This is a genomic window from Actinacidiphila polyblastidii, from assembly GCF_036353415.1.
Taxonomy (GTDB): domain Bacteria; phylum Actinomycetota; class Actinomycetes; order Streptomycetales; family Streptomycetaceae; genus Actinacidiphila; species Actinacidiphila polyblastidii.
Genome location: NZ_JAZEWV010000007.1, coordinates 262,090 through 284,857 on the forward strand (window position 1 = coordinate 262,090; position 22,768 = coordinate 284,857).

Below are 22,768 nucleotides of genomic sequence, written 5' to 3' on the forward strand. Positions count from 1 at the left end.
CGTCGGCAGGCAGACTTGCAAGTTTGACTGTCGATATCACCGGGTGTCGCCGGTCCGCTGCGGTAAACTCCCTGTAGCAGCGCCGTAACACTCCGGGTGTGCAATGCCGTGGTGACGACGACGGAGTTCACCCGCTACTTTCGGTCACTGGTCGCCGCGCTGGGAGCGCACCCGGGCTGGTACGGGGTGTTCGCCGCGCGGGAACCGGGCGCCGTCAGGGCGTTCGAGGACGGCGCCGAGATACCGCCGTGGGACGTCGTCCGGGCCGTGCTGCACGATCTGGCCGCGGCGCGCGGAGTGCCGCCGGACCCCGCCCAGGAGAGCCGCGCCGCCGCGCTCCACGCCGCGGCGGTCGCCGCGTGGGACGCCGTGCCCGGCGCGGAGCACGCGCTGCGGCGCAGCCTGGAGGCGACCGTGCGCGCCCACGACCAGGCGCTGTCGCGCGAGCGCGCCGCCGTCCGCGCCCTCGACGAGGCGGCCGCCGCGCCGCAGTCCGCGGACTCCGCGCGGCTGGTCGCCGTCCACGCCTGGGCGCGCGACGACCGCGAGCGCGCCGCCGCCCGCCGCGCCGCCCTCCAGTCCCGCCTCGCGGCCCTCTCGCCGCGCCCCCGCGACACCCCCTCCTGGGCCCTCCCCCCGCACCCCGCCGCGGCCTCGGCGTCCCGGCTGCCCCCGGACGACTGGTTCACCACCCCGCCCGCCTCCGGCGGGGAAGGGACGCCCGACGCCGCCCCCGGCCCGGCCGTCAGCCCCGCCACCCGCTGGGAGCGGCCGGACGTCCGCCGCGGGAGCGCCCCGGGCCCCGGCTGGTCCGGTCGGACCGACGCCGGACCCGAGCGGATCCCCGGCCCCCGCCGGGAGGAGCCGCCCGACTCCGGGCGCGCGCGCGACAGCGCCGCCGGCCCCGGCCGGCACGCCGGCTCCCACCAGAACGACCCGGGTCCCGGCTGGGACGGCCCGCCCGACGCCGTCCCCGGCTGGGACGCACGGCCGGACGTCCGGCGGGGGAGCGCTCCGCGTCCCGGGTGGGACGGGCGGCCCGACGCCGGGCGTGAGCCGGACGCAGGCCCCCGGTGGGACGGGCAGCCCGCCCCCGGGCGTGAACTGGACGCCGCCGCAGGGTCGGCAGGCAGCCCTGCCCTGGGGCGTGACCGAGGTGCCGCCCCCGGTCCGGGCGGCACCACCGCCCCCGGCTGGGAGCGGCCGGACGTCCGGCGGGGGAGCGCTCCGCGTCCCGGGTGGGACGGGCGGCCCGACGCCGGGCGTGCGCAGGCCCCCGACCCCGGGTGGGACGGGCGGCCCGACGCCGGAACGGACGCCGCCCCCGGCTGGGACGCACGGCCGGACGTCCGGCGGGGGAGCGCTCCGCGTCCCGGGTGGGACGGTCGGCCCGACGCCGGGCGTGCGCAGGCCCCTGACCCCGGGTGGGACGGGCGGCCCGACGCCGGGCGTGAGGCGGACGCCGGTCCCGGATGGGGACACCGCCCCGGTGATCGCGGACAGGGCGGCTCCGGATCCGGGTGGGCTCGGGACCCTGACCCCGTTCCCGGACCGGACGGGCGCCCCGACGCCGGGCATGAGCCGGACACGGGGTGGGGCGGGCAGCCCGAGGCGTCGGAGGCGCCCGCGGCGGCTCCGCGCGGCGCCCGGTTCGCGGGGGCTCAGGTGCAGCGTTCGCGCGCCGCCCGGGCGGACGGCGAGGCCGGGGCGCGGGTGCGGGCGCCGCGGGGCGCGCGGTTCGCCGGGGCGCCGCAGTCGGCGGCCACCCCGGCGCCCTCCGCCACGCCGGCCGCGGGGCCGGCGCCGCGCGGCGCCCGGTTCGCCGGTGCGCCGGTGGCGGCCGCGCCGCAGGCGCCGCGGCCCACCGACCCGCGGTGGACCGAGGAGGCCCGCGCCGCCGCCGCCCGGCTGGGCGAGCTGCGCGCCGCGGGCCACACCGGGGCCGCGTACGTGCTGCTGTGCGAGGCCGCGACCGGTCCGGCCGACCGTCTGCCGTACCTGGTGCGGGAGCTGGAGAGGGCGGGTCTCAGCGCGGACGTGGCGACGATGCTGTGGGAGGCCGCGGCGCTGCCCCCTGCCGCGCTCGCCGCCGCGGCGGCGGCCCTGAGCGCCCAGGACCGCGCCGCGGAGTGCCGCACGCTGCTGCACCAGGCCGCGGCCCGGCCGGCCGCCGAACTCGCCGCGACGGCGGGCCTGCTCAGCGAGGCCGGCCGGCCCGCCGAGGCGGCCGACCTGCTGGAGACGCTCGCCCGCACCCGGCCGCTGGAGGAGGCCGTCGCGGTGGCCCGCGCCCGCCCCGCGCTGACCGCGCCGCTGCTCGACGCGGCAGGCCGGATCTCGCAGTCCCGGCGCCTCGACGTCGCCGCCGCGCTGCGCCGGGGCGGCCTGCCGGCCTCGTGACGGCGCGCGCGCCGCCGAACGGGTCTGCGGCGGGTGAAACCGAAACGTCTTCGGCCGGTAACGGCCGCACTCTTGCCACAGTGGTGACTGCGCTTCTACGTTCGTCCCACGGCGGGGATCTACGTGCGTAGAACCAGACCGACGTGTCGTTGCCACGTCAGAGGAGCTGCTCATGAGCAATGTCGTGCGTGCTGCGCTGGTCCAGGCCACCTGGACCGGCGACACCGAGTCGATGATCGCCAAGCACGAGGAGCACGCCCGCGCCGCCGCGGCGCAGGGCGCGAAGGTGATCGGCTTCCAGGAGGTGTTCAACGCCCCCTACTTCTGCCAGGTCCAGGAGGCCGAGCACTACAGGTGGGCCGAGCCGGTGCCGGACGGGCCGACCGTCCGCCGCATGCAGGCCCTCGCCCAGGAGACCGGCATGGTCGTGGTGGTGCCGGTGTTCGAGATCGAGCAGTCCGGTTTCTACTACAACACCGCCGCCGTGATCGACGCCGACGGCTCCTACCTCGGCAAGTACCGCAAGCACCACATCCCGCAGGTCAAGGGGTTCTGGGAGAAGTACTACTTCAAGCCCGGCAACCTCGGCTGGCCGGTCTTCGACACCGCGGTGGGCCGGATCGGCGTCTACATCTGCTACGACCGGCACTTCCCCGAGGGCTGGCGCGCCCTCGGCCTGGCCGGCGCGCAGCTGGTCTTCAACCCCTCCGCCACCAGCCGCGGCCTGTCCGCCCACCTGTGGCAGCTGGAGCAGCCCGCGGCCGCCGTCGCCAACGAGTACTTCGTCGCCGCCATCAACCGCGTCGGCCAGGAGCCGTACGGCGACAACGACTTCTACGGCACGAGCTACTTCGTCGACCCGCGCGGCCAGTTCGTCGACGGCACCGCCTCCGACAGCAAGGAGGAACTGCTGGTGCGGGACCTCGACTTCGGGCTGATCGAGGAGGTCCGGCAGACCTGGGCCTTCTACCGCGACCGCAGGCCGGACGCGTACGGCGACCTGACGGAGGCGTGAGCCGATGACCGACACCGACGCCGCCACGGCCACCGCGACCGAGACCGCGCACGCCGCCCTGCACGCCCGCCACCGCGCGGTGCTGCCCGACTGGCTCGCCACCTACTACGCCCGGCCGATCGAGCTGACGCACGGCGCGGGCCGGCACGTCTGGGACGCCGAGGGCCGCCGCTACCTGGACTTCTTCGGCGGCATCCTCACCACCATGACCGCGCACGCGCTGCCCGAGGTGACCGCCGCGATCACCGAGCAGGCCGGGAAGATCCTGCACAGCTCGACGCTCTACCTCAGCAGCCAGGCCGTCGAACTGGCCGAGCGGATCGCCCGGCTGTCCGGCATCCCCGACGCCCGGGTCTTCTTCACCACCTCCGGCACCGAGGCCAACGACACCGCCCTGCTGCTGGCCACCGTCCACCGCGGCTCCAACCAGGTGCTGGCGCTGCGCAACAGCTACCACGGGCGGTCCTTCACCTCGGTCGGCATCACCGGCAACAGCTCCTGGTCGCCGACCAGCCTGTCCCCGCTGCAGACCCTCTACGTGCACGGCGGGGTGCGCACCCGCGGGCCCTTCGCGCACCTGAGCGACGCGGAGTTCACCGCGGCCTGCGTGGCCGACCTGGAGGACGTGCTCGGGCAGGCCAACGGCACGGTCGCCGCGCTGATCGCCGAACCGATCCAGGGCGTCGGCGGTTTCACCTCGGGACCTGACGGCCTGCTCGCCGCGTTCAAGGAGGTGCTGGACCGGCACGGCATCCTGTGGATCACCGACGAGGTGCAGACCGGCTGGGGCCGCACCGGCGAGCACTTCTGGGGCTGGCAGGCGCACGGCCAGGCCGGCCCGCCGGACATCCTCACCTTCGCCAAGGGCGTCGGCAACGGCATGTCCATGGGCGGCGTGGTGGCCCGCGCCGACGTGATGAACTGCCTGACCGCCAACTCCATCTCCACCTTCGGCGGCAGCCCGATCACCACCGCGGGCGCGCTCGCCAACCTCGGCTACCTCGTCGACCACGACCTGCAGGGCAACGCCCGCCGGGTCGGCGGCCTGCTCAGGGCCCGGCTCGACGCCGTCGCGGCCGGCTCCGGCATCGTGCGCGAGGTCCGCGGCCGCGGCCTGATGCTCGGCGTCGAACTCGTCGAGCCCGGCGGCGACGTCCCCTCCGCGACCGCCGCGAGCCTGGTCCTGGAGGCCGCCCGCGAGCACGGCCTGCTGATCGGCAAGGGCGGCAGGGCGGGCAACGCGCTGCGCATCGCGCCGCCGCTGTCGCTGACCGTCGCCGAGGCCGAGGAAGGCGCCGACGCCCTCGCCTCCGCCCTCAAGCAGGCCGAGGCCACCATGGAAGGAGCGACCACCGCATGACCGCACCGTCCCACGCCGCCGCCCGCACCGTCGTCCGCGGCGGGCTCGTCGTCACCGCGTCCGACGAGATCCACGCCGACGTGCTGATCGAGGGCGGCCGGATCGCGGCGCTCGCCGCGCACGACAGCGACGCGGCGGCCGCCTGGACCGCCGGCACCGTTATCGACGCCACCGGCAAGTACGTCATCCCGGGCGGCGTGGACGCGCACACCCACATGCAGATGCCGTTCGGCGGCACCACCGCGGCCGACACCTTCGAGACCGGCACCCGGGCCGCCGCCTGGGGCGGCACCACCACCATCGTCGACTTCGCCATCCAGAGCGTCGGCCAGTCGCTGCGCGCGGGACTCGACACCTGGCACGCGAAGGCCGACGCGCAGTGCGCCATCGACTACGGCTTCCACATGATCGTCTCCGACGTCACCGAGCACACGCTCAAGGAGATGGACGTGCTGGTCGAGGAGGGCGTCACCAGCTTCAAGATGTTCATGGCCTACCCCGGCGTCTTCTACAGCGACGACGGCAAGATCCTGCGGGCCATGCAGCGCGCCGCCGGCAACGGCGGGCTGGTGATGATGCACGCGGAGAACGGCATCGCCATCGACGTCCTGGTGCAGCAGGCGCTCGCCGCGGGAAGGACCGACCCCCGCTACCACGGCGAGGTGCGGCACGCGCTGCTGGAGGCCGAGGCCACCCACCGCGCCATCCAGCTGGCCCGGGTGGCCGGCGCCCCGCTGTACGTCGTGCACGTCTCCGCGCAGCAGGCCGTCGCCGAACTGGCCGCGGCCCGCGACCTGGGCCTGCCGGTCTTCGGTGAGACCTGCCCGCAGTACCTCTTCCTGTCCACCGACAACCTGGCGGAGCCCGACTTCGAGGGCGCCAAGTACGTGTGCAGCACCCCGCTGCGGCCGCGCGAGCACCAGGCCGCCCTCTGGCAGGGCCTGCGCACCAACGACCTCCAGGTGGTCTCCACCGACCACTGCCCGTTCTGCTTCAACGGGCAGAAGGAGATGGGCCGCGGCGACTTCTCCAAGATCCCCAACGGCCTGCCCGGCGTGGAGAACCGGATGGACCTGCTGCACCAGGCGGTGGTGGACGGGCACATCAGCCGGCGCCGCTGGATCGAGATCGCCTGCGCCACGCCCGCCCGGATGTTCGGCCTCTACCCGCGCAAGGGCACCCTCGCCCCGGGCGCCGACGCGGACGTGGTGATCTACGACCCGCACGCGGAGTACACCGTCACCGCGCGGGACCACCACATGAACGTCGACTACAGCGCCTACGAGGGCAAGCGGCTGACCGGCCGGGTCGAGACGGTGCTCTCCCGCGGCGTCCCGGTGATCGACCACCGCCAGTACGTCGGCCGCGCCGGGCACGGCCGCTACACCCCCCGCGGCACCTGCAGCTACCTCGACTGAGCGGCGCCTGCCCGGCGTTCCGCACCCGTACCGAAGGAGTCGCGCCATGGACTTCGGCCTCGTCCTGCAGACCGACCCGCCCGCCTCGGAGGTGGTGAGCCTGATGCGCCGCGCCGAGCGCAACGGCTTCACCCACGGCTGGACCTTCGACTCCACCGTGCTGTGGCAGGAGCCCTTCGTCATCCACAGCAGGATCCTCGACCACACCGACCGCCTGGTGGTCGGCCCGATGGTCACCAACCCCGGCACCCGCAGCTGGGAGGTGATCGCCTCCACCTTCGCCACCCTCAACTCGATGTACGGCAACCGCACGGTGTGCGGCATCGGCCGCGGCGACTCCGCGATGCGGGTGGCGGGCCGGCCGCCGAACACCCTGGCCAGGCTCGGCGAGGCGATCACCGCCATCCGCGACCTGGCCGAGGGCCGGGAGAGCGAGGTGGACGGCGCCGCGCTGCGGCTGCCCTGGGTGGCGGACGGCAGCCTGCCGGTGTGGATGGCCGCCTACGGGCCGAAGGCGCTGGCGATGGCCGGCCGGCAGGCCGACGGCTTCATCCTGCAACTGGCCGACGTCTACCTCACCGAGCGGATGGTCAAGGCGGTGCGCACCGCCGCGGAGGAGGCAGGCCGCGACCCCGCGTCGGTCACCGTCTGCGTCGCCGCGCCCGCCTACGTCACCGAGGACGACTCGCCGCAGGCGCTGGCGCACGCCCGCGAGCAGTGCCGCTGGTTCGGCGGCATGGTCGGCAACCACGTCGCGGACCTGGTGGAGCGCTACGGCGAGCACTCCGCGCTGGTCCCCGAGGAGCTGACCGCGTACATCAAGCAGCGGCAGGGCTACGACTACGCCCACCACGGCCGCGCGGGCAACCCCGACACCGCGTTCGTCCCCGACGAGATCGTCGACCGCTTCTGCCTGATCGGCCCGCCGGCCGCGCACGTCGCCAAGCTCAAGGCGCTGCGCGACCTGGGCGTCGACCAGTTCGCCGTGTACGACATGCACGACGCCAAGGCGGCGGTCGTCGACGCCTACGGCGAGCACGTCATCCCCGCTCTGCGCTGACAGGAAACGAGGTGTGCCCATGGCCATAGCCGCGAGCGCGGGTGACCGCGTCGAACTCCCCACCGACGCGGGCCCGCCCACCGGCCCCTACGCCAACCCTGACCTGCTCCCGGTGCCGGTCGCCGACCGCACCTGGGGCACCTACGACTTCACCGCGCTGTGGGTGGGGATGGCGCACAACATCCCCTCCTGGACGCTGGCCTCCGGCCTGGTCGCCCTCGGCATGGACTGGAAGCAGGCCGTGCTCACCATCGCGCTGGCCAACGTCATCGTGCTGGTCCCGATGCTGCTCACCGGCCACGCGGGGCCCCGCTACGGCATCCCCTTCCCGGTGCTCGCCCGCGCCTCCTTCGGGCTGCGCGGCGCCAACCTGCCCGCCATGGTGCGCGCGCTGGTCGCCTGCTGCTGGTTCGGCATCCAGACGTGGATCGGCGGCCAGGGCATCTTCGTGCTGCTGGACCGCATCCTGCCCGGCACCTGGTCGGACGCGCACCGCGTCGGCGGCTACCCGTGGCCGCTGTGGCTGTGCTTCGTGCTGTTCTGGGCGCTGGAACTGGCGATCATCGCCCGCGGCATGGCCACCCTGCGCCGCTTCGAGAACTGGGCCGCGCCCTTCGTCCTGGTCGGCGCGGTGGTGCTGCTGATCTGGATATCGGTGAAGGCCGGCGGCCTCGGCCCGCTGCTCGACCAGCCGTCCCGGCTCGGCTGGGGCCACCACTTCTGGAAGGTCTTCTTCCCGTCCCTGATGGGCATGATCGGCTTCTGGTCCACGCTCGCCCTCAACATCCCCGACTTCACCCGCTTCGGCGCGGGACAGCGCGCCCAGGCGTGGGGCCAGTCCCTCGGACTGCCCACCACCATGACCGTCTTCGCCCTGCTGTCGGTGCTGGTCACCTCGGGCGCCCAGGCCGTCTACGGCACCCAGGACACCACCTTGTGGGACCCGGTCGCGCTCACCGCCAAGAGCGGCAGCACCATCGGCCTGCTCTACGCCCTGCTGACCGTGCTGATCGCCACGATCTCGGTCAACATCGCGGCCAACGTCGTCTCCCCCGCGTACGACCTGTCGCACCTCGCGCCGAAGCTGGTGAACTTCCGCACCGGCGCGCTGGTCACCGGCGTCCTCGGCGTGGTGATGGTCCCCTGGAAGCTGATCTCCACCCCGCAGATCTACATCTTCACCTGGCTCGGCGTGGTCGGCGGCGTCCTCGGCACCGTCGCCGGGGTGCTCATCGCCGACTACTGGATCGTCCGCCGCACCCGGCTGCACCTGGGGGAGCTGTACGACCCGGCGGGCCGCTACTGGTACCGCGGCGGATGGAACTGGCGGGCGGTGGCCGCCTTCGCCGTCGGCGGGCTGCTCGCGGTCGGCGGCTCGTACTCCGCGCCCGGCGCCGGCCCCTTCCCGCGGCGCGGCCTGATCCCGTTCCTCCAACCGCTCGCCGACTACGGCTGGGCGGTGGGCCTGGGCTCCGCGCTGGTGCTGTACGTGCTGCTGATGCGCACCGCGGGGCGGCAGGACGCGCAGCCGGACGCGGTACGCGAAACCCGGGATTCGCCGGCCGGGAAAAGCTGATTGGATGGCGGCATGGGCAACGAGGTCGATGCGGGGACGAGTTCGGCCGCGGAGCCGGCGCGGCCGGGCGCCGCGTCCGGCACGGACGGCGGGACCGGCGGCGGTGACGGGAGCGGCCGGACCGGCGCCCAGTTCGTCGACGACGACCTGCTCGCGGCCGTCGAGCAGGCGGTCCGCGAGGTCGCGGCCGCCGAGGTGCTGCCGCGCTGGCGCCGCTTGTCCGACAGCGACATCGCCGTCAAGACCGGCCCGTACGACCTGGTGACCACCGCCGACCGGCTCGCCGAGGAACGCCTCACGCAGCGGCTGACCGCCCTCCTCCCCGGCTCCGTCGTGGTCGGCGAGGAGGCGGTCAGCGCCGACCCCGGCGTGCTCGGCAGGCTGCAGGGCGACGCCCCGGTCTGGGTGATCGACCCGGTCGACGGCACCGCCGCGTTCGTCCGCGGCGAGGACGGCTTCGCGATGATGGTCGCGCTGGTCAGCGACGGCGAACCAGTCGCGTCCTGGACCTACGCGCCGCGCCGCGGCCTGTTCGCGACCGCCCGGCGCGGCGGCGGCGCGCACCTCGACGGGCGGCCGCTGCACACCGCGACCGGGCCGGGCCCGGTGCGGCTGTGGACCTCCAGCCCGGTCTACCGCACCGGCACCGAACGCGCCCGTCTGGCGCAGCTGGAAGCGGCCGGCGCGGTGTGCACGCCGTGCGGCTGCGCCGGGCTCGCCTACCTGGACGTGGCGCGCGGCGCGAGCGACGGCGTCGCGTTCTTCTGGGAGCTGCCCTGGGACCACGCGGCCGGACTGCTGCTGGTCACCGAGGCGGGCGGCGCCAGCCTGACCGCGGGCGGCGAGCCGTTCCGCGTCGCGGGCGGCAACGAACTGCCCTTCACGGCGGCCAGGAACGCCGCCACCGCCGCGCGCGTCGCGGCGGTCCTCACCGGGGAGCCCGGCGCAGGCCCCGCGCCCGCGCTCCTCGCGGACGCCCACGGCGCCGGGGCCGGCGGAGGTGAGGAGCGGTGAGCCGGGCGGTGGTGGCCGACGCGGTGGTCGTCGGCGCGGGACCCAACGGGCTGACGGCCGCGGCCGAACTCGCCCGCGCGGGACTGTCGGTGCAGGTCTACGAGGCCGCGGAGACGATCGGCGGCGGAGCCCGCACCGAGGAGCTGACGCTGCCCGGCTTCCGGCACGACCCGTGCGCGGCCGTGCACCCCTTCGGCATCGGCTCGCCCGCCTTCCGCGCGCTGCCGCTGGCCCGGCACGGCCTGGAGTGGCTGCAGCCGGAGATCCCGATGGCGCACCCCTTCCCCGACGGCACCGCGGCGGTGCTCGGCCGCACCGTCGGACAGACCGCCGCCTCGCTCGGCCCACGCGACGCGGGCACCTACCGCAAGCTGTTCGCGCCCTACACCGGCCACTGGAACGCGATCGCCGCGGACTTCTTCCGGCCGCCGTGGTCCGGGCTGCCGCGCGACCCCTACCGCTTCGTGCGGTTCGGGATCACCGGCACGCCGCCGGTCGCGCTGCTCGCCCGGCGCTTCCAGGACCCCAAGGGGCGGGCGCTGTTCGCGGGCCTCGCCGGGCACGCGATCTCCCGGCTGACCGAGCCGTTCACCGGGGCGATGGCGATGATGTTCGCGCTGGCCGCGCACGAACGCGGCTGGCCGGTCGCCAGGGGCGGCTCCCAGGCGATCTCCGACGCCCTCGCCGGCTACCTGCGCGAACTGGGCGGCACCATCGCCACCGGCGTCACCGTGCGCAAGCTCGACGAGCTGCCGCCGGCCAGGGCCTACGTCTTCGACACCTCGCCCACCGCGCTGGCGCGGATCGCCTCCCTCGGCGACGCGTACCGCGGCTACCGCTACGGCGCCTCGGTGTTCAAGATCGACTACGCGCTCGACGGGCCCGTCCCGTGGACCTCGCCGGACGCCCGGCGGGCCGGCACGGTGCACGTCGGACCGACGTACGCCGAGATCGGCGACGCGCTGAACCGCGCGGTGACCGGGCGGCCGCCGCAGACCCCGTTCCTGATCACCACCCAGCCCAGCCTGGTCGACCCCTCCCGGGCGCCCGAGGGCAAGCACGTGTTCTGGGCGTACGGGCATGTGCCGCACGGCTGGCACGGCAACGCGACGGACGCGGTGGAGCGGCAGATCGAGCGGTTCGCGCCGGGGTTCCGCGACCGGGTGCTCGCCCGCGCGGTGACCGGCCCCGCGGAACTCGCCTCCCGCAACGCCAACTACGTCGGCGGCGACATCGCCTGCGGGGCGTTCTCCGGCCTCCAGAGCGTGCTGAGGCCGCGGCTCGCGGCCATCCCCTACGCGACCCGCCGCCCGGGGGTCTTCCTCTGCTCCTCCGCCACCCCGCCGGGCCCCGGCGTGCACGGCATGAGCGGCCACAATGCGGCTCGCGCCGTCCTCCGCCATCTCCGCCGCGCGGCGTCCACCCGAGCCTGAACCCCCCCCGCGGCTCGCCCCGGCCCGCAGGGGCCTGTTGCGGTCGTTCCCGGACCACCGTCCGGTGGGTGGCTGCTCGCGCCGTTCCCCGCGCCCCTGGCGGGGCGCGGCCCGGGGTCCGGGCGGAGCCCGGGGGTCAGGTGGGGGGTGCGGACGGACGGGGGGTGCTCGCGGCAGCGAGCAGGGTGCGGGTCTCGGCGACCAGCACACCGGCGGCGTCCACCGCGGAGACGAGCGCGGCGCCCTGCGCGCCGAGGCGGCCGAGAACCGCCGCGACACGGGCGGCGAAATCGGGCGGCGCGCACGGCAGGGCCGCGGCCGCGGCCACCGCCCCCTTCTCGTTGAGACACCAGACGCCCGCCTCGGCGTGCACGCTCTGCGCGAGGACGCCGAAGGCCCGCGCGAGGCAGAGCGCGACGTGGGTGACGTCCCCCCTCTTCGCCGACTTGCGGGCGATCGTGACGCAGAACTCCGCCTCCCACGCCGCCTCGACGAGGGCCGCGCGCAGCGCGTCCGGGTAGCCGGCGGTCTCGGCGCGCAGGGCGCGCAGCTCCCCGCCGGGGTCGGCGAGGACCTGGCCGAGCGCGACCTCGCCGGGGTAGCAGGGCGACCAGAAGCCGAGCGGGTGGCCGGGCTGGACCCCGATCTCGTAGTGGCCGGCGCGGCACTGCTCCCAGATCCGCCTGACCCGGTCCAGGTCGCGCAGGATCCAGTCGACCGCGGCGCCGTCCACGGTGAGCCACGCCCCGCCGTCGACCCAGGGCCCCCACCCGCCGGGTCCCGCGACGTCGACCGGGGCGCCGGTGAACCGGGCGGCCAGCGCGGCCAGTTCCGCGGTGTCGACCGCTCCCCGGTAGTAGACGCCGAGGTCCCAGTCCGACTCCGGTGTGTGCGCGCCGCGCGCCCTGCTGCCGCCGAGCAGCACTCCGGCCACACCGTCCACCGCGGTCAGCGCCGCGGCCATCTCCCGTATCAAGCTGTCCTCGTCCACGATCGGAAGGTACAGGTTGTCAGCGCGGGAGCGCCCACCTAGGCTTACCCATCAGTAAACTTACTTGAAAGTAAGGATGGTCCGGCATGGCGTCGCTCGACGATCTCGACCTGGAAACACTCGACTTCGGCACCGTGGAGCCGAACGAGTTCGCACGGATCGTCAAGGGGCTGAGCGCCCGGCGCATCGCCGAGCTGATGAGCGGGCCGCAGCGCCGCCGGGTGCTGGACGAGGTGTTCGGCCGGATGCGGACGCTCTTCAAGCCCGAGGCGGCCGGCAGCCGCGACGCGCTGATCCGCTGGCGGATCGCCGAGGGCGAGGAGGGCGGCGACGTCTACGAGACGCACATCGCCGGCGGCGCCTGCACGGTGACCCCCGAGCGCACCGACCGCACGCCGCAGCTCAGCCTCACCATGGCCGCGCCCGACTTCCTCAAGCTGGTGTCGGGCAACGCCTCGGGCCCCACCCTCTTCTTCACCCGCAAGCTGAAGGTCAAGGGCGACATCCGGCTGGCGGGCGGCCTGACCTACTTCTTCGACATCCCCAAGGCGTGAGGGAGGCCCCGTGACGGTACGACTGCCGCGCCGGGCCGCCCGGGTCGCCGTCCTGGACCCGGCCGGCGCCGTCCTGCTGCTGCGCTACGACAACCCGGAGGTGGGCGTGCACTGGGCGATGCCCGGCGGCGGCCTCGAACCCGGCGAGACGCCCCGCGCCGGCGCGCTGCGCGAGGTCCGCGAGGAGACGGGCTGGAGCGACATCGAGCCGGGGCCGCTGCTGTGCACCTGGGAGCACGACTTCACCCGCGGCACCGTGCCGGTGCGCCAGCGCGAGCACATCTACGTCGCGCACGCCCCGCGCCGCCCGCTCGCCGGCGACCTGTCCGCCGCGCACGCCGGCGACGGCATCCTTTCCGCGCGCTGGTGGACGCCGCCGGAGCTGGCCGCCGCCGACGAGGCGATGTGGCCGCCGAGCCTGGCGGCGCTCCTCGCCGACCTGCGCGCCCACGGTCCCCGCGACCCCGCCCCCGACCTCGGGTACGTCCCCCACCACCGCTGACCGCGCCCGACCCCCGACGAGGAGGCGGCGGCCCGCACCGGGATAGGGTCGCGAGCGGCGCGACGTTCCGTTTTCGGCTGGGGAGTATTCACGTGTCCGACGCTGCAACCGAATCGACGGCCCGGGTGCCCCGGGTGCTGATCGCCGCCGACAAGTTCAAGGGCTCGCTGACCGCGGTCCAGGTCGCCGAGCATGTCACGGCGGGGCTGCGCACGGTCGTGCCCGACCTGTCGGTCGAGGCGCTGCCCGTCGCCGACGGCGGCGACGGCACCGTCGACGCGGCGGTCGCCGCGGGCTTCGAGCGCCGCACCGTCACCGTCACCGGGCCGCTCGGCGAGCCCGTCGAGGCCGCCTTCGCGCTGCGTGAGGACACCGCGGTGGTCGAGATGGCCGAGGCGTCCGGGCTGCGGCACCTGCCGCCCGGGGTCTTCGCGCCGCTGACCGCCACCACGTACGGCACCGGCGAGCTGCTGCGGGCCGCGCTGGAGGCCGGCGCCCGCACGATCGTGCTGGGCGTCGGCGGCAGCGCCACCAACGACGGCGGCGCGGGGATGCTCTCCGCCCTCGGGGCGCGGCTGCTGGACGCCGACGGCGTCCCGGTGGCGCCCGGCGGCGGCGCGCTCGCCGGCCTGGCCGCCGCCGACCTGTCCGGGCTCGACGCGCGGCTGGCGGGCGCGCGGATCGTGCTCGCCAGCGATGTGGACAACCCGCTGGTCGGGCCGAAGGGCGCGGCGGCGGTCTACGGGCCGCAGAAGGGCGCGACCGCGCAGGACGTGGCCGCGCTCGACGCGGCGCTGACCCGCTACGCGCAGGTGCTGGGCGACGTGGACGCCGCCCAGGCGCCCGGAGCGGGCGCGGCGGGCGGTATCGGCTACGGCGCCCTGGTCGGCCTCGGAGCGGCCTTCAGGCCCGGCATCGAGGTGCTGCTGGAGGTCCTCGGCTTCGCCGCCGCGCTGGAGCACGCCGATCTGGTCATCACCGGCGAGGGCTCGCTCGACGCGCAGACCCTGCACGGCAAGGCGCCGGTCGGGGTGGCCTCGGCGGCCCGCGCCCGCGGCGTCCCCGTGCTCGCGGTGTGCGGCCGCCTGGCGCTGTCCGCCGCCGAGCTGGCCGCCGCCGGCATCGGCGGCGCCTACGCGCTGGCCGACCTCGAAGCCGACCCCGCCCGCTCCATGGCGAACGCCGGCCCGCTGCTACGCCGGGCCGCGGCGGCGCTGGCCCACGACCACCTGAGCTGAACCGGCCCCCGGCCCTGCCTGGTCTGGCGAGGCCGGGCACGGCACGGAAACGGCCCGGCCCCCGGCCGCCTGGTGGCGGAACGGGGGCCGGGCCGTACGGGCAGGGCGGGGGTCAGCGCGGGCTGGAGTCCGCGAGGACCTCGGCGCGGGACTCGCGGCGGGCCGCCCGGAAGGTGTTGACCCGGCGGGTGGTCGCGAAGCAGGGGATGACCGCGGCGGCCGTGCACTGGAGGGCGCAGCCCGCCTGGAGCAGCTGGTGGCCGCCCGGGACCCCGAGGGACCACGCGGCCAGGCATCCCATGCTGACCAGCGTCCAGCAGAAGGTCGCCAGCGCGAGGCGGCCACGCGGCTTGGGGTACTCCACCCGGCTCACCATGAGCCAGGCCACGCCGACGATCGCGATCACGGTCGGCACGAAGGGCAGCTCGAGCAGGACCAGCGAGACCACGGTCATCGCCCCGAAGGGGCTGGGCATGCCCTGGAAGACCCCGTCACGCAGCGTGGTGCAGGAGAAGCGGGCCAGCCGGAGCACCACCGCGAGCACCACGAGCACCGCGGCCAGCGCCGCGATCTTGCCGTGCGCGTCGTCGGTGACCAGTCCCCACACGACCACGAAGTACGCCGGCGCGAGGCCGAAGCTGATCAGGTCGGAGAGGTTGTCCAGCTCGGCGCCCATCGCGGAGCTGCGCAGCTTGCGGGCCACGAGACCGTCGAAGAGGTCGAAGACCGAGGCCATCAGCATCAGCGTGACCGCGCTGGCCGCGCTGTGCCGGGACATCCCGCCGTCGCCGGTGCCCATCAGGTGCGGCACCAGCACGCCGGTGGTGGTGAAGTACACGGCCATGAAGCCGCAGATCGCGTTGCCCAGGGTCAGCGCGTCGGCGATGGAGAGCCGGGTGGACAGCGGGAGGTCGGCGACCTCCTCCTCCAGCTCGCTCACCCAGTTCGACTGTCCGGCGTGGCCGGTGTGGGACCTGTCGGGCTCAAGCACGGTCAAGGCGAGTCACCCCAGCCGTGGTGTTCTGCCCGACCTCGACGCCGGGCTCGATGCCCTCCGGCAGGTACACGTCGACCCGGGAGCCGAAGCGGATCAGCCCGATCCGGTCGCCCTGCTCGACCTTGCAGCCCCTTGGCACGTACGGCACGATCCGGCGCGCCACCGCGCCGGCGATCTGGATCACCTCGACGTCGCCGATCTCGGTGTCGAAGTGCCAGACCACCCGCTCGTTGTTCTCGCTCTCCTTGTTGAACGCCGGGACGTAGCCGCCGGGGATGTGCTCGACGGAGCTGATCGTGCCCGCCAGCGGGGCACGGTTCACGTGGACGTTCAGCGGGCTCATGAAGATCGCGACGCGGGTGCGTCCGTCCTTCCACGGCATGATGCTCTGCACCACGCCGTCGGCCGGGGAGATCACCCGGCCCTCCGAGATCTCCCGCTCGGGGTCGCGGAAGAACCACAGCATGCCGGCCGCGAGGGCGGTGGCGGGAACGGCCACCGCGGCCCAGCGTCCGGAGCGGCGCGCTCTGGCGAGGCTGACCGCGGCGGTGGCCACGGTCGGCAGGAGCCACGGCGACGCTCCGCGCGCGAGCCGTACGCCGGCAAGGCTGTCGCGAGGTGCAGAGGAATTGCTGTGGGGCATGGAAGACCTTCGTAGCGGGGAGGATGCCGCGAGATGCTTCAGGGGACGGCGGCTTTGGTTCGATGGTATCGGCTGACACCGGCAACTCGGCAAGCTCGGGGGCGAGTCGATGGCTGGTTCCGGTGCCTCCATCGATGACGGAGTGTGACGTTCGCCTCGAAAAATTCAGTGACAATCAGGGAGGAATCCGGACATTCATCCCTGGATGCGATATTCCTCCAGCAGCCTTCTACCGATGATCATTTTCTGGATCTCGGCGGTCCCCTCGCCGATCAGCAGCATCGGCGCCTCACGGTAGAGGCGCTCGATCTCGTACTCCTTGGAGAAACCGTAGCCCCCGTGGATGCGAAAGGCGTCCTCCACGACCTCCTTGCAGAACTCGGCGGCCAGATACTTCGCCATGCCGGCCTCCAGGTCGTTGCGCTGACCCGAGTCCTTCCTGCGGGCCGCGTTCACCATCATCAGGTGCGCGGCCTCCACCTTCGTGGCCATCTCGGCCAGCTTGAACTGGATCGCCTGGTGCTCCGCGATCGGCTTGCCGAAGGTGTGCCGCTGCTGCGCGTAGGAGACGCCCAGCTCGAAGGCGCGCCGCGCGACGCCGCAGCCGCGGGCGGCCACGTTCACCCGGCCCACCTCGACGCCGTCCATCATCTGGTAGAAACCGCGGCCGCCGGCCCCGCCCAGCACCCGGTCCGCGGGAACCCGGACGTCCTCCAGGATCAGCTCGGTGGTGTCGACGCCCTTGTACCCCATCTTGTCGATCTTGCCGGGCACGGTCAGCCCGGAGACCTTGGGATTCGCGCCGAAGCCGGGCTCCTTCTCGATCAGGAAGGTGGTCATCGAGCGGTGCGGCGGCGCGTCCTGCGGCTGCCCCTCGTCGGTCCTGCACAGCACCGCGACGAGGTTCGAGGAACCGCCGTTGGTCAGCCACATCTTCTGGCCGTTGACCACGTACGCGTCGCCCTCGCGCACGCCCTTGGTGCGGATCGCCGAGACGTCGGAGCCCAGGCCCGGCTCGGACATCGAGAAGGCGCCGCGCACCTCGCCGGTGGCCATCCGCGGCAGGAAGTAGTCCTTCTGCTCCCGGGTGCCGTGCTGCTTGATCATGTACGCCACGATGAAATGCGTGTTGATGATCCCCGACACGCTCATCCAGCCGCGGGCGATCTCCTCCACGGTCAGCGCATAGGTCAGCAGCGACTCGCCGAGACCGCCGTACTCCTCCGGGATCATCAGGCCGAAGATGCCGAGTTCCTTCAGCCCCTCGACGATCTCCGTGGGGTATTCGTCGCGGTGCTCGAGTTCGGTGGCGACCGGCAGGATCTCCTTGTCCACGAAGGAGCGGACGGTGGCCAGGATCTCCTGCTGGATCTCGGTCAGCCCGTCGGTCTGCGCGAGGCGGTTGGCCATGTCAGTTCCCTCCCCGGGAGTCGGTGGCCGGCTGCGGGCGGCCGGGCTGCTCCCCGCCCCGCTCGTCGATGTACGCGGCGGTCGGGACCATCACCTTGCGGCGGAAGACGCAGACCAGGGTGCCGTCCTGCTTGTAGCCGCGGGTCTCCACCTGGACGATGCCGCGGTCGTTCCTGGACTTCGAGGGGCGCTTGTCCAGCACCGTCGTCTCGCCGTAGACGGTGTCGCCGTGGAAGGTCGGCGCGACGTGCCGCAGCGACTCGATCTCCAGATTCGCGATCGCCTTGCCGGAGACGTCCGGCACCGACATGCCGAGCAGCAGCGAGTACACGTAGTTGCCGACCACCACGTTCCGGCCGAAGTCGGTGGTGTGCTCCGCGTAGTGGGCGTCGAGGTGGAGCGGGTGGTGGTTCATGGTGAGGAGGCAGAAAAGATGGTCGTCGTATTCCGTGACGGTCTTTCCCGGCCAGTGCTTGTAGATCGCACCGATCTCGAACTCCTCATAGGTGCGCCCGAACTGCACGTCATACCTCCAGCTTGTTCGCGAGCCGGATCTCGTCCACGATCCGGCCGATGATCTCGGTGATACCGAAGTCCTTCGGGGTGAACACGGCCGCCACGCCCGCCTCCCGCAGGTCCTTGGCGTCCGCCGCCGGAATGATCCCGCCGACCACCACCGGCACCTCGTCCACCCCGGCCCTGCGCATCCGCGCCAGCACGTCGGGCACCAGGGCCGCATGCGACCCGGAGAGGATCGACAGACCCACGCAGTGCACGTCCTCGGCGACCGCCGCCGAGACGATCTGCTCGGGTGTCAGCCTGATCCCCTGGTAGACCACCTCGAAACCGGCGTCGCGGGCGCGCACCGCGATCTGCTCGGCGCCGTTGGAGTGCCCGTCCAGGCCCGGCTTGCCGACCAGCAGCCGCAGCCGGCCGCCGCCCAGCTCGGCGGCGGTCCGCGCGACCCTGCCGCGCACCTCCGCCATCGGGCTGCCCTCCGCGGCGGCCACCGCCACCGGCGCGCTGCTCACGCCGGTCGGCGCGCGGAACTCGCCGAAGACGTCACGCAGCGCCCACGACCACTCGCCGGTCGTCACCCCGGCCCGCGCGCACTCCAGGGTGGCGCCCATCAGGTTCTCGTCACCCGCCGCGTCCGAGCGCAGCCGGGACAGCGCCTTCTGCGCCCGCTGCTCGTCCCTGGCCACCCGCCAGTCGTGCAGAGACGCCACCACCCGCGCCTCGTTCGCCGGGTCCACCGTCATGATCGCGGTGTCCAGGTCGGCGGTCAGCGGATTGGGCTCGGTGGTCTCGTAGACGTTGACGCCGACGATCTTCTCCTCGCCCGACTCGATCCTGGCCCGCCGCTCGGCGTGCGAGGACACCAGCTGCGACTTCAGGTAGCCGGACTCCACGGCCGCCATCGCGCCGCCCAGCTCCTGGATGTGCGCCATCTCGGCGGTGGCCTGCGCCACCAGCTCGGCGACCTTCGCCTCGACGACGTGCGAGCCGGCGAAGAGGTCCTCGTACTCCAGCAGGTCGCTCTCGTGCGCCAGCACCTGCTGGATGCGCAGGCTCCACTGCTGGTCCCAGGGCCGGGGCAGGCCCAGCGCCTCGTTCCAGGCGGGCAGCTGCACCGCGCGGGCGCGGGCGTCCTTCGACAGCGTCACGGCCAGCATCTCCAGCACGATCCGCTGGACGTTGTTCTCCGGCTGCGCCTCGGTCAGGCCCAGCGAGTTGACCTGCACGCCGTACCGGAAGCGCCGCTGCCGGGCGTCCTCGACGCCGTACCGCTCCCGGGTCAGGGTGTCCCAGATCCGGCCGAAGGCGCGCATCTTGCACATCTCCTCGACGAACCTGACCCCGGCGTTGACGAAGAAGGAGATCCGCGCCACCACCTCGCCCCTGCGCTCCCGCGGCACCTGCCCGGAGGCGAACACCGCGTCCAGCACGGCGATCGCGGTGGACATCGCGTAGGCGATCTCCTGCACCGGCGTCGCGCCGGCCTCCTGGAGGTGGTAGCTGCAGATGTTGATCGGGTTCCACTTGGGGATGTGGTTGACGGTGTACGTGATCATGTCCGTCGTCAGCCGCAGCGAGGGGCCGGGCGGGAAGACGTGCGTGCCGCGGGACAGGTACTCCTTGACGATGTCGTTCTGCGTCGTCCCCTGCAGCGCGGCGACGGCCTCCTCGTCCATCCCCTGCTCCTCGGCGACCACCTGGTAGAGCGCCAGCAGCCACATCGCGGTGGCGTTGATGGTCATCGAGGTGTTCATCCGCGTCAGCGGAATGTCCTGGAACAGCCGCCGCATGTCGCCGAGATGGGCCACCGGCACGCCGACCCGGCCGACCTCGCCGCGGGCCAGCACGTGGTCCGGGTCGTAGCCGGTCTGCGTCGGCAGGTCGAAGGCCACCGACAGACCGGTCTGCCCCTTCGCCAGATTCCGCCGGTACAGCTCGTTGGACGCCTCCGCGGTCGAGTGCCCCGCATACGTCCGCATGAGCCAGGGGCGGTCCCGCTCCCGGCGGGCGGCTCCAGGAGTCATCACGCGTTCCTGAAGCGGTTGATGGCGGGGAGGTGCCGGGCGCGCAGTTCGGGGTCGGTGACACCCATGCCCTCCTGCGGGGCGAGGGCGAGGACGCCGACCTTGCCCTGGTGGAGGTTGCGGTGGACGTCGTAGGCGGCCTGTCCGGTGTCGGTGAGGGTGTAGGTGCGGGAGAGGGTGGGGTGGATCCTGCCCTTGGCGATGAGGCGGTTGGCTTCCCAGGCTTCCCGGTAGTTGGCGAAGTGGGAGCCGACGATGCGCTTCAGGCTCATCCACAGGTAGCGGTTGTCGTACTCGTGGGTGTAGCCGGAGGTGGAGGCGCAGGTGACGATGGTGCCGCCCTTGCGGGTGACGTAGACGGAGGCGCCGAAGGTCTCGCGGCCGGGGTGTTCGAAGACGATGTCGACGTCCTCGCCTCCGGTCAGGTCGCGGATGCGGGCGCCGAGGCGCTTCCACTCGCGGGGGTCCTGGGTGTGTTCGTCGCGCCAGAAGCGGTAGTCCTCGGCGGTGCGGTCGATGATGGCCTCGGCGCCCATCTTCCGGCAGATCTCGGCCTTCTGGGGGCTGGAGACGACGCAGATGGGGGTGGCGCCGCCGGCCAGCGCGAACTGGGTGGCGTAGGAGCCGAGGCCGCCGCTGGCGCCCCAGATCAGGACGTTGTCGCCCTGCTTCATGGCGGCGCCGTTGCGGGAGACGAGTTGGCGGTACGCGGTGGAGTTGACCAGGCCGGGGGCGGCGGCTTCCTCCCAGCTGAGGTGGGCGGGTTTGGGCATCAGCTGGTTGGACTTGACCAGGGCGATCTCGGCGAGGCCGCCGAAGTTGGTCTCGAAGCCCCAGATGCGCTGCTCGGGGTCGAGCATGGTGTCGTTGTGGCCGTCGGCCGATTCGAGTTCCACGCTGAGGCAGTGGGCGACCACGCGGTCGCCCGGCTGCCACTTGTTCACTCCGGGGCCGGTGCGCAGCACCACGCCGGCCAGGTCCGAGCCGATCACGTGGTAGGGCAGGTCGTGCCGCTTGGCCAGCGGCGACAACCGCCCGTACCGCTCCAGGAAGGCGAAGGTGGAGACGGGCTCGAAGATCGAGGTCCAGACCGAGTTGTAGTTCACCGAGCTGGCCATCACGGCCACCAGGGCCTCGCCGGGGCCGAGTTCGGGCAGCGGCACCTGCTCCACGTGCAGTGACTTGCGCGGGTCCTTGTCGCGGCTGGGGATGCCGGCGAACATCTCGGCCTCGTCCTTGTGCACGGTGACCGCGCGGTAGGACTCCGGCAGCTTCAGGGCAGCGAAGTCGGCTGCGCCGCTGTCCGGCGCGAGGATCGCGTCCAGGATTTCCTTCATGTGACTCGCCTCCGGCGGTGCGTCTGCGGCGTCTCGCGGTGACGCCGTGCATGACGCAGGGGTCGGGTGTGGGTAGGGCGGTTCCGTCGTCGGTTCGGCGAAGACGTGGGGTGGAGCGGTGAAGGAGCCGCGCTGGTGGCGCGGACTGCTGCCTGTGACGCAGGCGTCCGGACGCGGGGCCTGTCGGGCCCCTGGGACACGCGGGGTGCGGGGGATCACCGCACGCCGCCCGTCCGGACTTCGAATACCGTATGGCACCGCGTGCCAGTCGTAAAGACACTGCGTGCCAATAATTTCCCTCAAGTGTCACCCCGGGGCCGCAAACGAGCAACAGCGGCCGCCCGGAGAGCCGGGCGGCCGCTGTCGCGGGGGCGCCGAGGAGACCTCGGCGGGGACTGCCGTCAGGACGTCGTCAGCCGACGGCAGGGGAGGGGGTGGCGGGGGTGTGGAGGGAGCCCGGTCAGGACCGGCGCAGCGCCTCTTCTATGCTGCGCAGGATCTCCGCGGGGGAGGCGTCGGTGCGGGCCACCGCGACCACCACCTCGCCCTGCCGGGAGACCGTCGCCGGCTCCGCCGCGGCCCGTGACGGTATCCGCCCCGGGCCGATGCCGGTGCCGAAGGTCGTCCTGATGACCTCGAAGGCGTGCTCGAGCTGGGTCTCCACGTCGCCCTTGCCGCCGCCGCGCAGCCAGCGCCGCAGCACATGGTTGTGGGCCGCGACCACCGCGGAGGCGGCGACCTCCGCGAGCAGCGGGTCGTCGTCACCGTCGCGATGGGCGCCCTCGTCGAAGTGGCCCAGCAGATAGCGGGTGAACAGCCGCTCGTAGCGGGCCACCGAGGCGATCTCCCGCTCGCGCAGCGTCGGCACCTCACGGGTCAGCCGGTAGCGCTCCACCGACACCTCGGGCAGCTGCGCGTACATCCGCAGCACCTCGGTGATGCCGCGGCAGACGGTGTCCAGCGGGTGCTCGCGCGGGTCGGCGGAGTCCAGCACGGCCTGCACCCGGACCAGGGTGTCGTCGTGGTCGGGGAAGATCGCCTCTTCCTTGGACCGGAAGTGCCGGAAGAAGGTGCGCCGGGCGACACCGGCCTTGGCCGCGATCTCGTCGACGGTGGTGGCCTCGTACCCCTGGCTCGCGAAGAGCTGCATCGCCGCCGCCGCGAGGTCCTGTCGCACACGGTGGCGCTGCGCGGCCGCACGGCGGCCGCTCGCGGTCTCGGGGACGTCGGACTTCACGGACTGGGGCATGTGGGGAACGTAACACGGCGGGGCGGCC

At 73.6% G+C, this 22,768-nt stretch carries 19 protein-coding genes; 11 read left to right on the forward strand and 8 right to left on the reverse strand.

The annotated features are described in order from the left end of the window. The first annotated feature begins 111 nt into the window (after window positions 1–111). The 8 genes from V2S66_RS12135 to V2S66_RS12170 all read left to right on the forward strand — a co-directional run bounded on the left by V2S66_RS12135 (window position 112) and on the right by V2S66_RS12170 (window position 11,276). Window positions 112–2,400 carry a hypothetical protein gene (locus tag V2S66_RS12135; protein WP_330794633.1) on the forward strand — a complete coding sequence of 763 codons (2,289 nt, stop codon included), beginning with the start codon at window positions 112–114 and terminating at the stop codon, window positions 2,398–2,400. A 172-nt stretch (window positions 2,401–2,572) separates the two neighbouring features. Further along, a complete protein-coding gene (locus V2S66_RS12140; protein ID WP_330794634.1) occupies window positions 2,573–3,415 on the forward strand; it encodes a nitrilase-related carbon-nitrogen hydrolase in 843 nt (280 codons plus the stop codon). A 4-nt stretch (window positions 3,416–3,419) separates the two neighbouring features. After that, window positions 3,420–4,775 (forward strand): aspartate aminotransferase family protein, encoded by a 1,356-nt coding sequence (locus V2S66_RS12145; protein WP_330794635.1) that lies wholly within the window; start codon window positions 3,420–3,422, stop codon window positions 4,773–4,775. Next, the gene (gene hydA / locus V2S66_RS12150; RefSeq protein ID WP_330794636.1) at window positions 4,772–6,193 is read left to right on the forward strand and encodes a dihydropyrimidinase; all 1,422 of its coding nucleotides are present in this window, start codon (window positions 4,772–4,774) and stop codon (window positions 6,191–6,193) included. Before V2S66_RS12145 ends, hydA begins: the two co-directional genes overlap by 4 nt. 46 nt (window positions 6,194–6,239) lie before the next feature. Then, window positions 6,240–7,253, forward strand: a complete 1,014-nt coding sequence (locus V2S66_RS12155) for a TIGR03842 family LLM class F420-dependent oxidoreductase (RefSeq protein WP_330794637.1) — start codon at window positions 6,240–6,242, stop codon at window positions 7,251–7,253. 19 nt (window positions 7,254–7,272) lie between these two features. Further along, entirely contained in the window at window positions 7,273–8,829 is a 1,557-nt protein-coding gene (locus V2S66_RS12160; RefSeq protein ID WP_330794638.1) for an NCS1 family nucleobase:cation symporter-1, read from the forward strand. 12 nt (window positions 8,830–8,841) lie between these two features. Further along, window positions 8,842–9,843 (forward strand): inositol monophosphatase family protein, encoded by a 1,002-nt coding sequence (locus V2S66_RS12165; protein WP_330794639.1) that lies wholly within the window; start codon window positions 8,842–8,844, stop codon window positions 9,841–9,843. 11 nt (window positions 9,844–9,854) lie between these two features. Further along, entirely contained in the window at window positions 9,855–11,276 is a 1,422-nt protein-coding gene (locus V2S66_RS12170) for a phytoene desaturase family protein (protein ID WP_330794690.1), read from the forward strand. 136 nt (window positions 11,277–11,412) lie between these two features. On the opposite strand, the gene V2S66_RS12175 is transcribed toward V2S66_RS12170, so the two are convergent. Further along, window positions 11,413–12,240, reverse strand: coding sequence for a nucleotidyltransferase domain-containing protein (locus tag V2S66_RS12175; RefSeq protein WP_330794691.1), 828 nt, complete (start codon window positions 12,238–12,240; stop codon window positions 11,413–11,415). 113 nt (window positions 12,241–12,353) lie between these two features. On the opposite strand from V2S66_RS12175, the gene V2S66_RS12180 reads away from it, so the two are divergent. From V2S66_RS12180 to V2S66_RS12190, 3 genes are all read left to right on the forward strand, one after another. Then, window positions 12,354–12,821 (forward strand): SCP2 sterol-binding domain-containing protein, encoded by a 468-nt coding sequence (locus V2S66_RS12180; protein ID WP_330794640.1) that lies wholly within the window; start codon window positions 12,354–12,356, stop codon window positions 12,819–12,821. Window positions 12,822–12,831: 10 nt separating this feature from the next. Continuing rightward, complete coding sequence (locus V2S66_RS12185) at window positions 12,832–13,323, forward strand: NUDIX hydrolase (protein WP_330794641.1); 492 nt, start codon at window positions 12,832–12,834, stop codon at window positions 13,321–13,323. A 92-nt stretch (window positions 13,324–13,415) separates the two neighbouring features. Then, a complete protein-coding gene (locus tag V2S66_RS12190) occupies window positions 13,416–14,561 on the forward strand; it encodes a glycerate kinase (RefSeq protein WP_413966364.1) in 1,146 nt (381 codons plus the stop codon). Between the two features lie 112 nt (window positions 14,562–14,673). Here the strand turns inward: V2S66_RS12190 and pssA are convergent, their stop codons facing one another. From pssA to V2S66_RS12225, 7 genes are all read right to left on the reverse strand, one after another. After that, complete coding sequence (pssA, locus tag V2S66_RS12195) at window positions 14,674–15,558, reverse strand: CDP-diacylglycerol--serine O-phosphatidyltransferase (protein WP_413966365.1); 885 nt, start codon at window positions 15,556–15,558, stop codon at window positions 14,674–14,676. Beyond that, complete coding sequence (locus tag V2S66_RS12200; protein WP_330794642.1) at window positions 15,545–16,201, reverse strand: phosphatidylserine decarboxylase; 657 nt, start codon at window positions 16,199–16,201, stop codon at window positions 15,545–15,547. The genes pssA and V2S66_RS12200 overlap by 14 nt, the downstream gene beginning before the upstream one ends. Window positions 16,202–16,396: 195 nt before the next feature. Beyond that, window positions 16,397–17,611 carry an acyl-CoA dehydrogenase family protein gene (locus tag V2S66_RS12205; RefSeq protein WP_330794643.1) on the reverse strand — a complete coding sequence of 405 codons (1,215 nt, stop codon included), beginning with the start codon at window positions 17,609–17,611 and terminating at the stop codon, window positions 16,397–16,399. A gap of 1 nt (window position 17,612) precedes the next feature. Then, window positions 17,613–18,134, reverse strand: a complete 522-nt coding sequence (locus V2S66_RS12210) for a MaoC family dehydratase (protein ID WP_330794644.1) — start codon at window positions 18,132–18,134, stop codon at window positions 17,613–17,615. Window position 18,135: 1 nt separating this feature from the next. After that, a complete protein-coding gene (locus tag V2S66_RS12215; RefSeq protein ID WP_330794645.1) occupies window positions 18,136–20,154 on the reverse strand; it encodes a protein meaA in 2,019 nt (672 codons plus the stop codon). Further along, complete coding sequence (ccrA, locus tag V2S66_RS12220) at window positions 20,154–21,491, reverse strand: crotonyl-CoA carboxylase/reductase (RefSeq protein ID WP_330794646.1); 1,338 nt, start codon at window positions 21,489–21,491, stop codon at window positions 20,154–20,156. Before ccrA ends, V2S66_RS12215 begins: the two co-directional genes overlap by 1 nt. A gap of 460 nt (window positions 21,492–21,951) precedes the next feature. Further along, a complete protein-coding gene (locus V2S66_RS12225; RefSeq protein WP_330794647.1) occupies window positions 21,952–22,740 on the reverse strand; it encodes a TetR family transcriptional regulator in 789 nt (262 codons plus the stop codon). Window positions 22,741–22,768: the final 28 nt, after the last annotated feature.

Bases quoted from the DNA above. Each gene is read 5' to 3' on its own strand.
- V2S66_RS12140 (WP_330794634.1), top strand. From the start codon at position 2,573: ATGAGCAATGTCGTGCGTGCTGCGCTGGTCCAGGCCACCTGGACCGGC.
- V2S66_RS12145 (WP_330794635.1), top strand. From the start codon at position 3,420: ATGACCGACACCGACGCCGCCACGGCCACCGCGACCGAGACCGCGCAC.
- hydA (WP_330794636.1), top strand. From the start codon at position 4,772: ATGACCGCACCGTCCCACGCCGCCGCCCGCACCGTCGTCCGCGGCGGG.
- V2S66_RS12155 (WP_330794637.1), top strand. From the start codon at position 6,240: ATGGACTTCGGCCTCGTCCTGCAGACCGACCCGCCCGCCTCGGAGGTG.
- V2S66_RS12160 (WP_330794638.1), top strand. From the start codon at position 7,273: ATGGCCATAGCCGCGAGCGCGGGTGACCGCGTCGAACTCCCCACCGAC.
- V2S66_RS12165 (WP_330794639.1), top strand. From the start codon at position 8,842: ATGGGCAACGAGGTCGATGCGGGGACGAGTTCGGCCGCGGAGCCGGCG.
- V2S66_RS12175 (WP_330794691.1), bottom strand. From the start codon at position 12,240: ATGGCCGCGGCGCTGACCGCGGTGGACGGTGTGGCCGGAGTGCTGCTC.
- V2S66_RS12180 (WP_330794640.1), top strand. From the start codon at position 12,354: ATGGCGTCGCTCGACGATCTCGACCTGGAAACACTCGACTTCGGCACC.
- V2S66_RS12200 (WP_330794642.1), bottom strand. From the start codon at position 16,201: ATGCCCCACAGCAATTCCTCTGCACCTCGCGACAGCCTTGCCGGCGTA.
- V2S66_RS12205 (WP_330794643.1), bottom strand. From the start codon at position 17,611: ATGGCCAACCGCCTCGCGCAGACCGACGGGCTGACCGAGATCCAGCAG.
- V2S66_RS12215 (WP_330794645.1), bottom strand. From the start codon at position 20,154: ATGACTCCTGGAGCCGCCCGCCGGGAGCGGGACCGCCCCTGGCTCATG.
- ccrA (WP_330794646.1), bottom strand. From the start codon at position 21,491: ATGAAGGAAATCCTGGACGCGATCCTCGCGCCGGACAGCGGCGCAGCC.
- V2S66_RS12225 (WP_330794647.1), bottom strand. From the start codon at position 22,740: ATGCCCCAGTCCGTGAAGTCCGACGTCCCCGAGACCGCGAGCGGCCGC.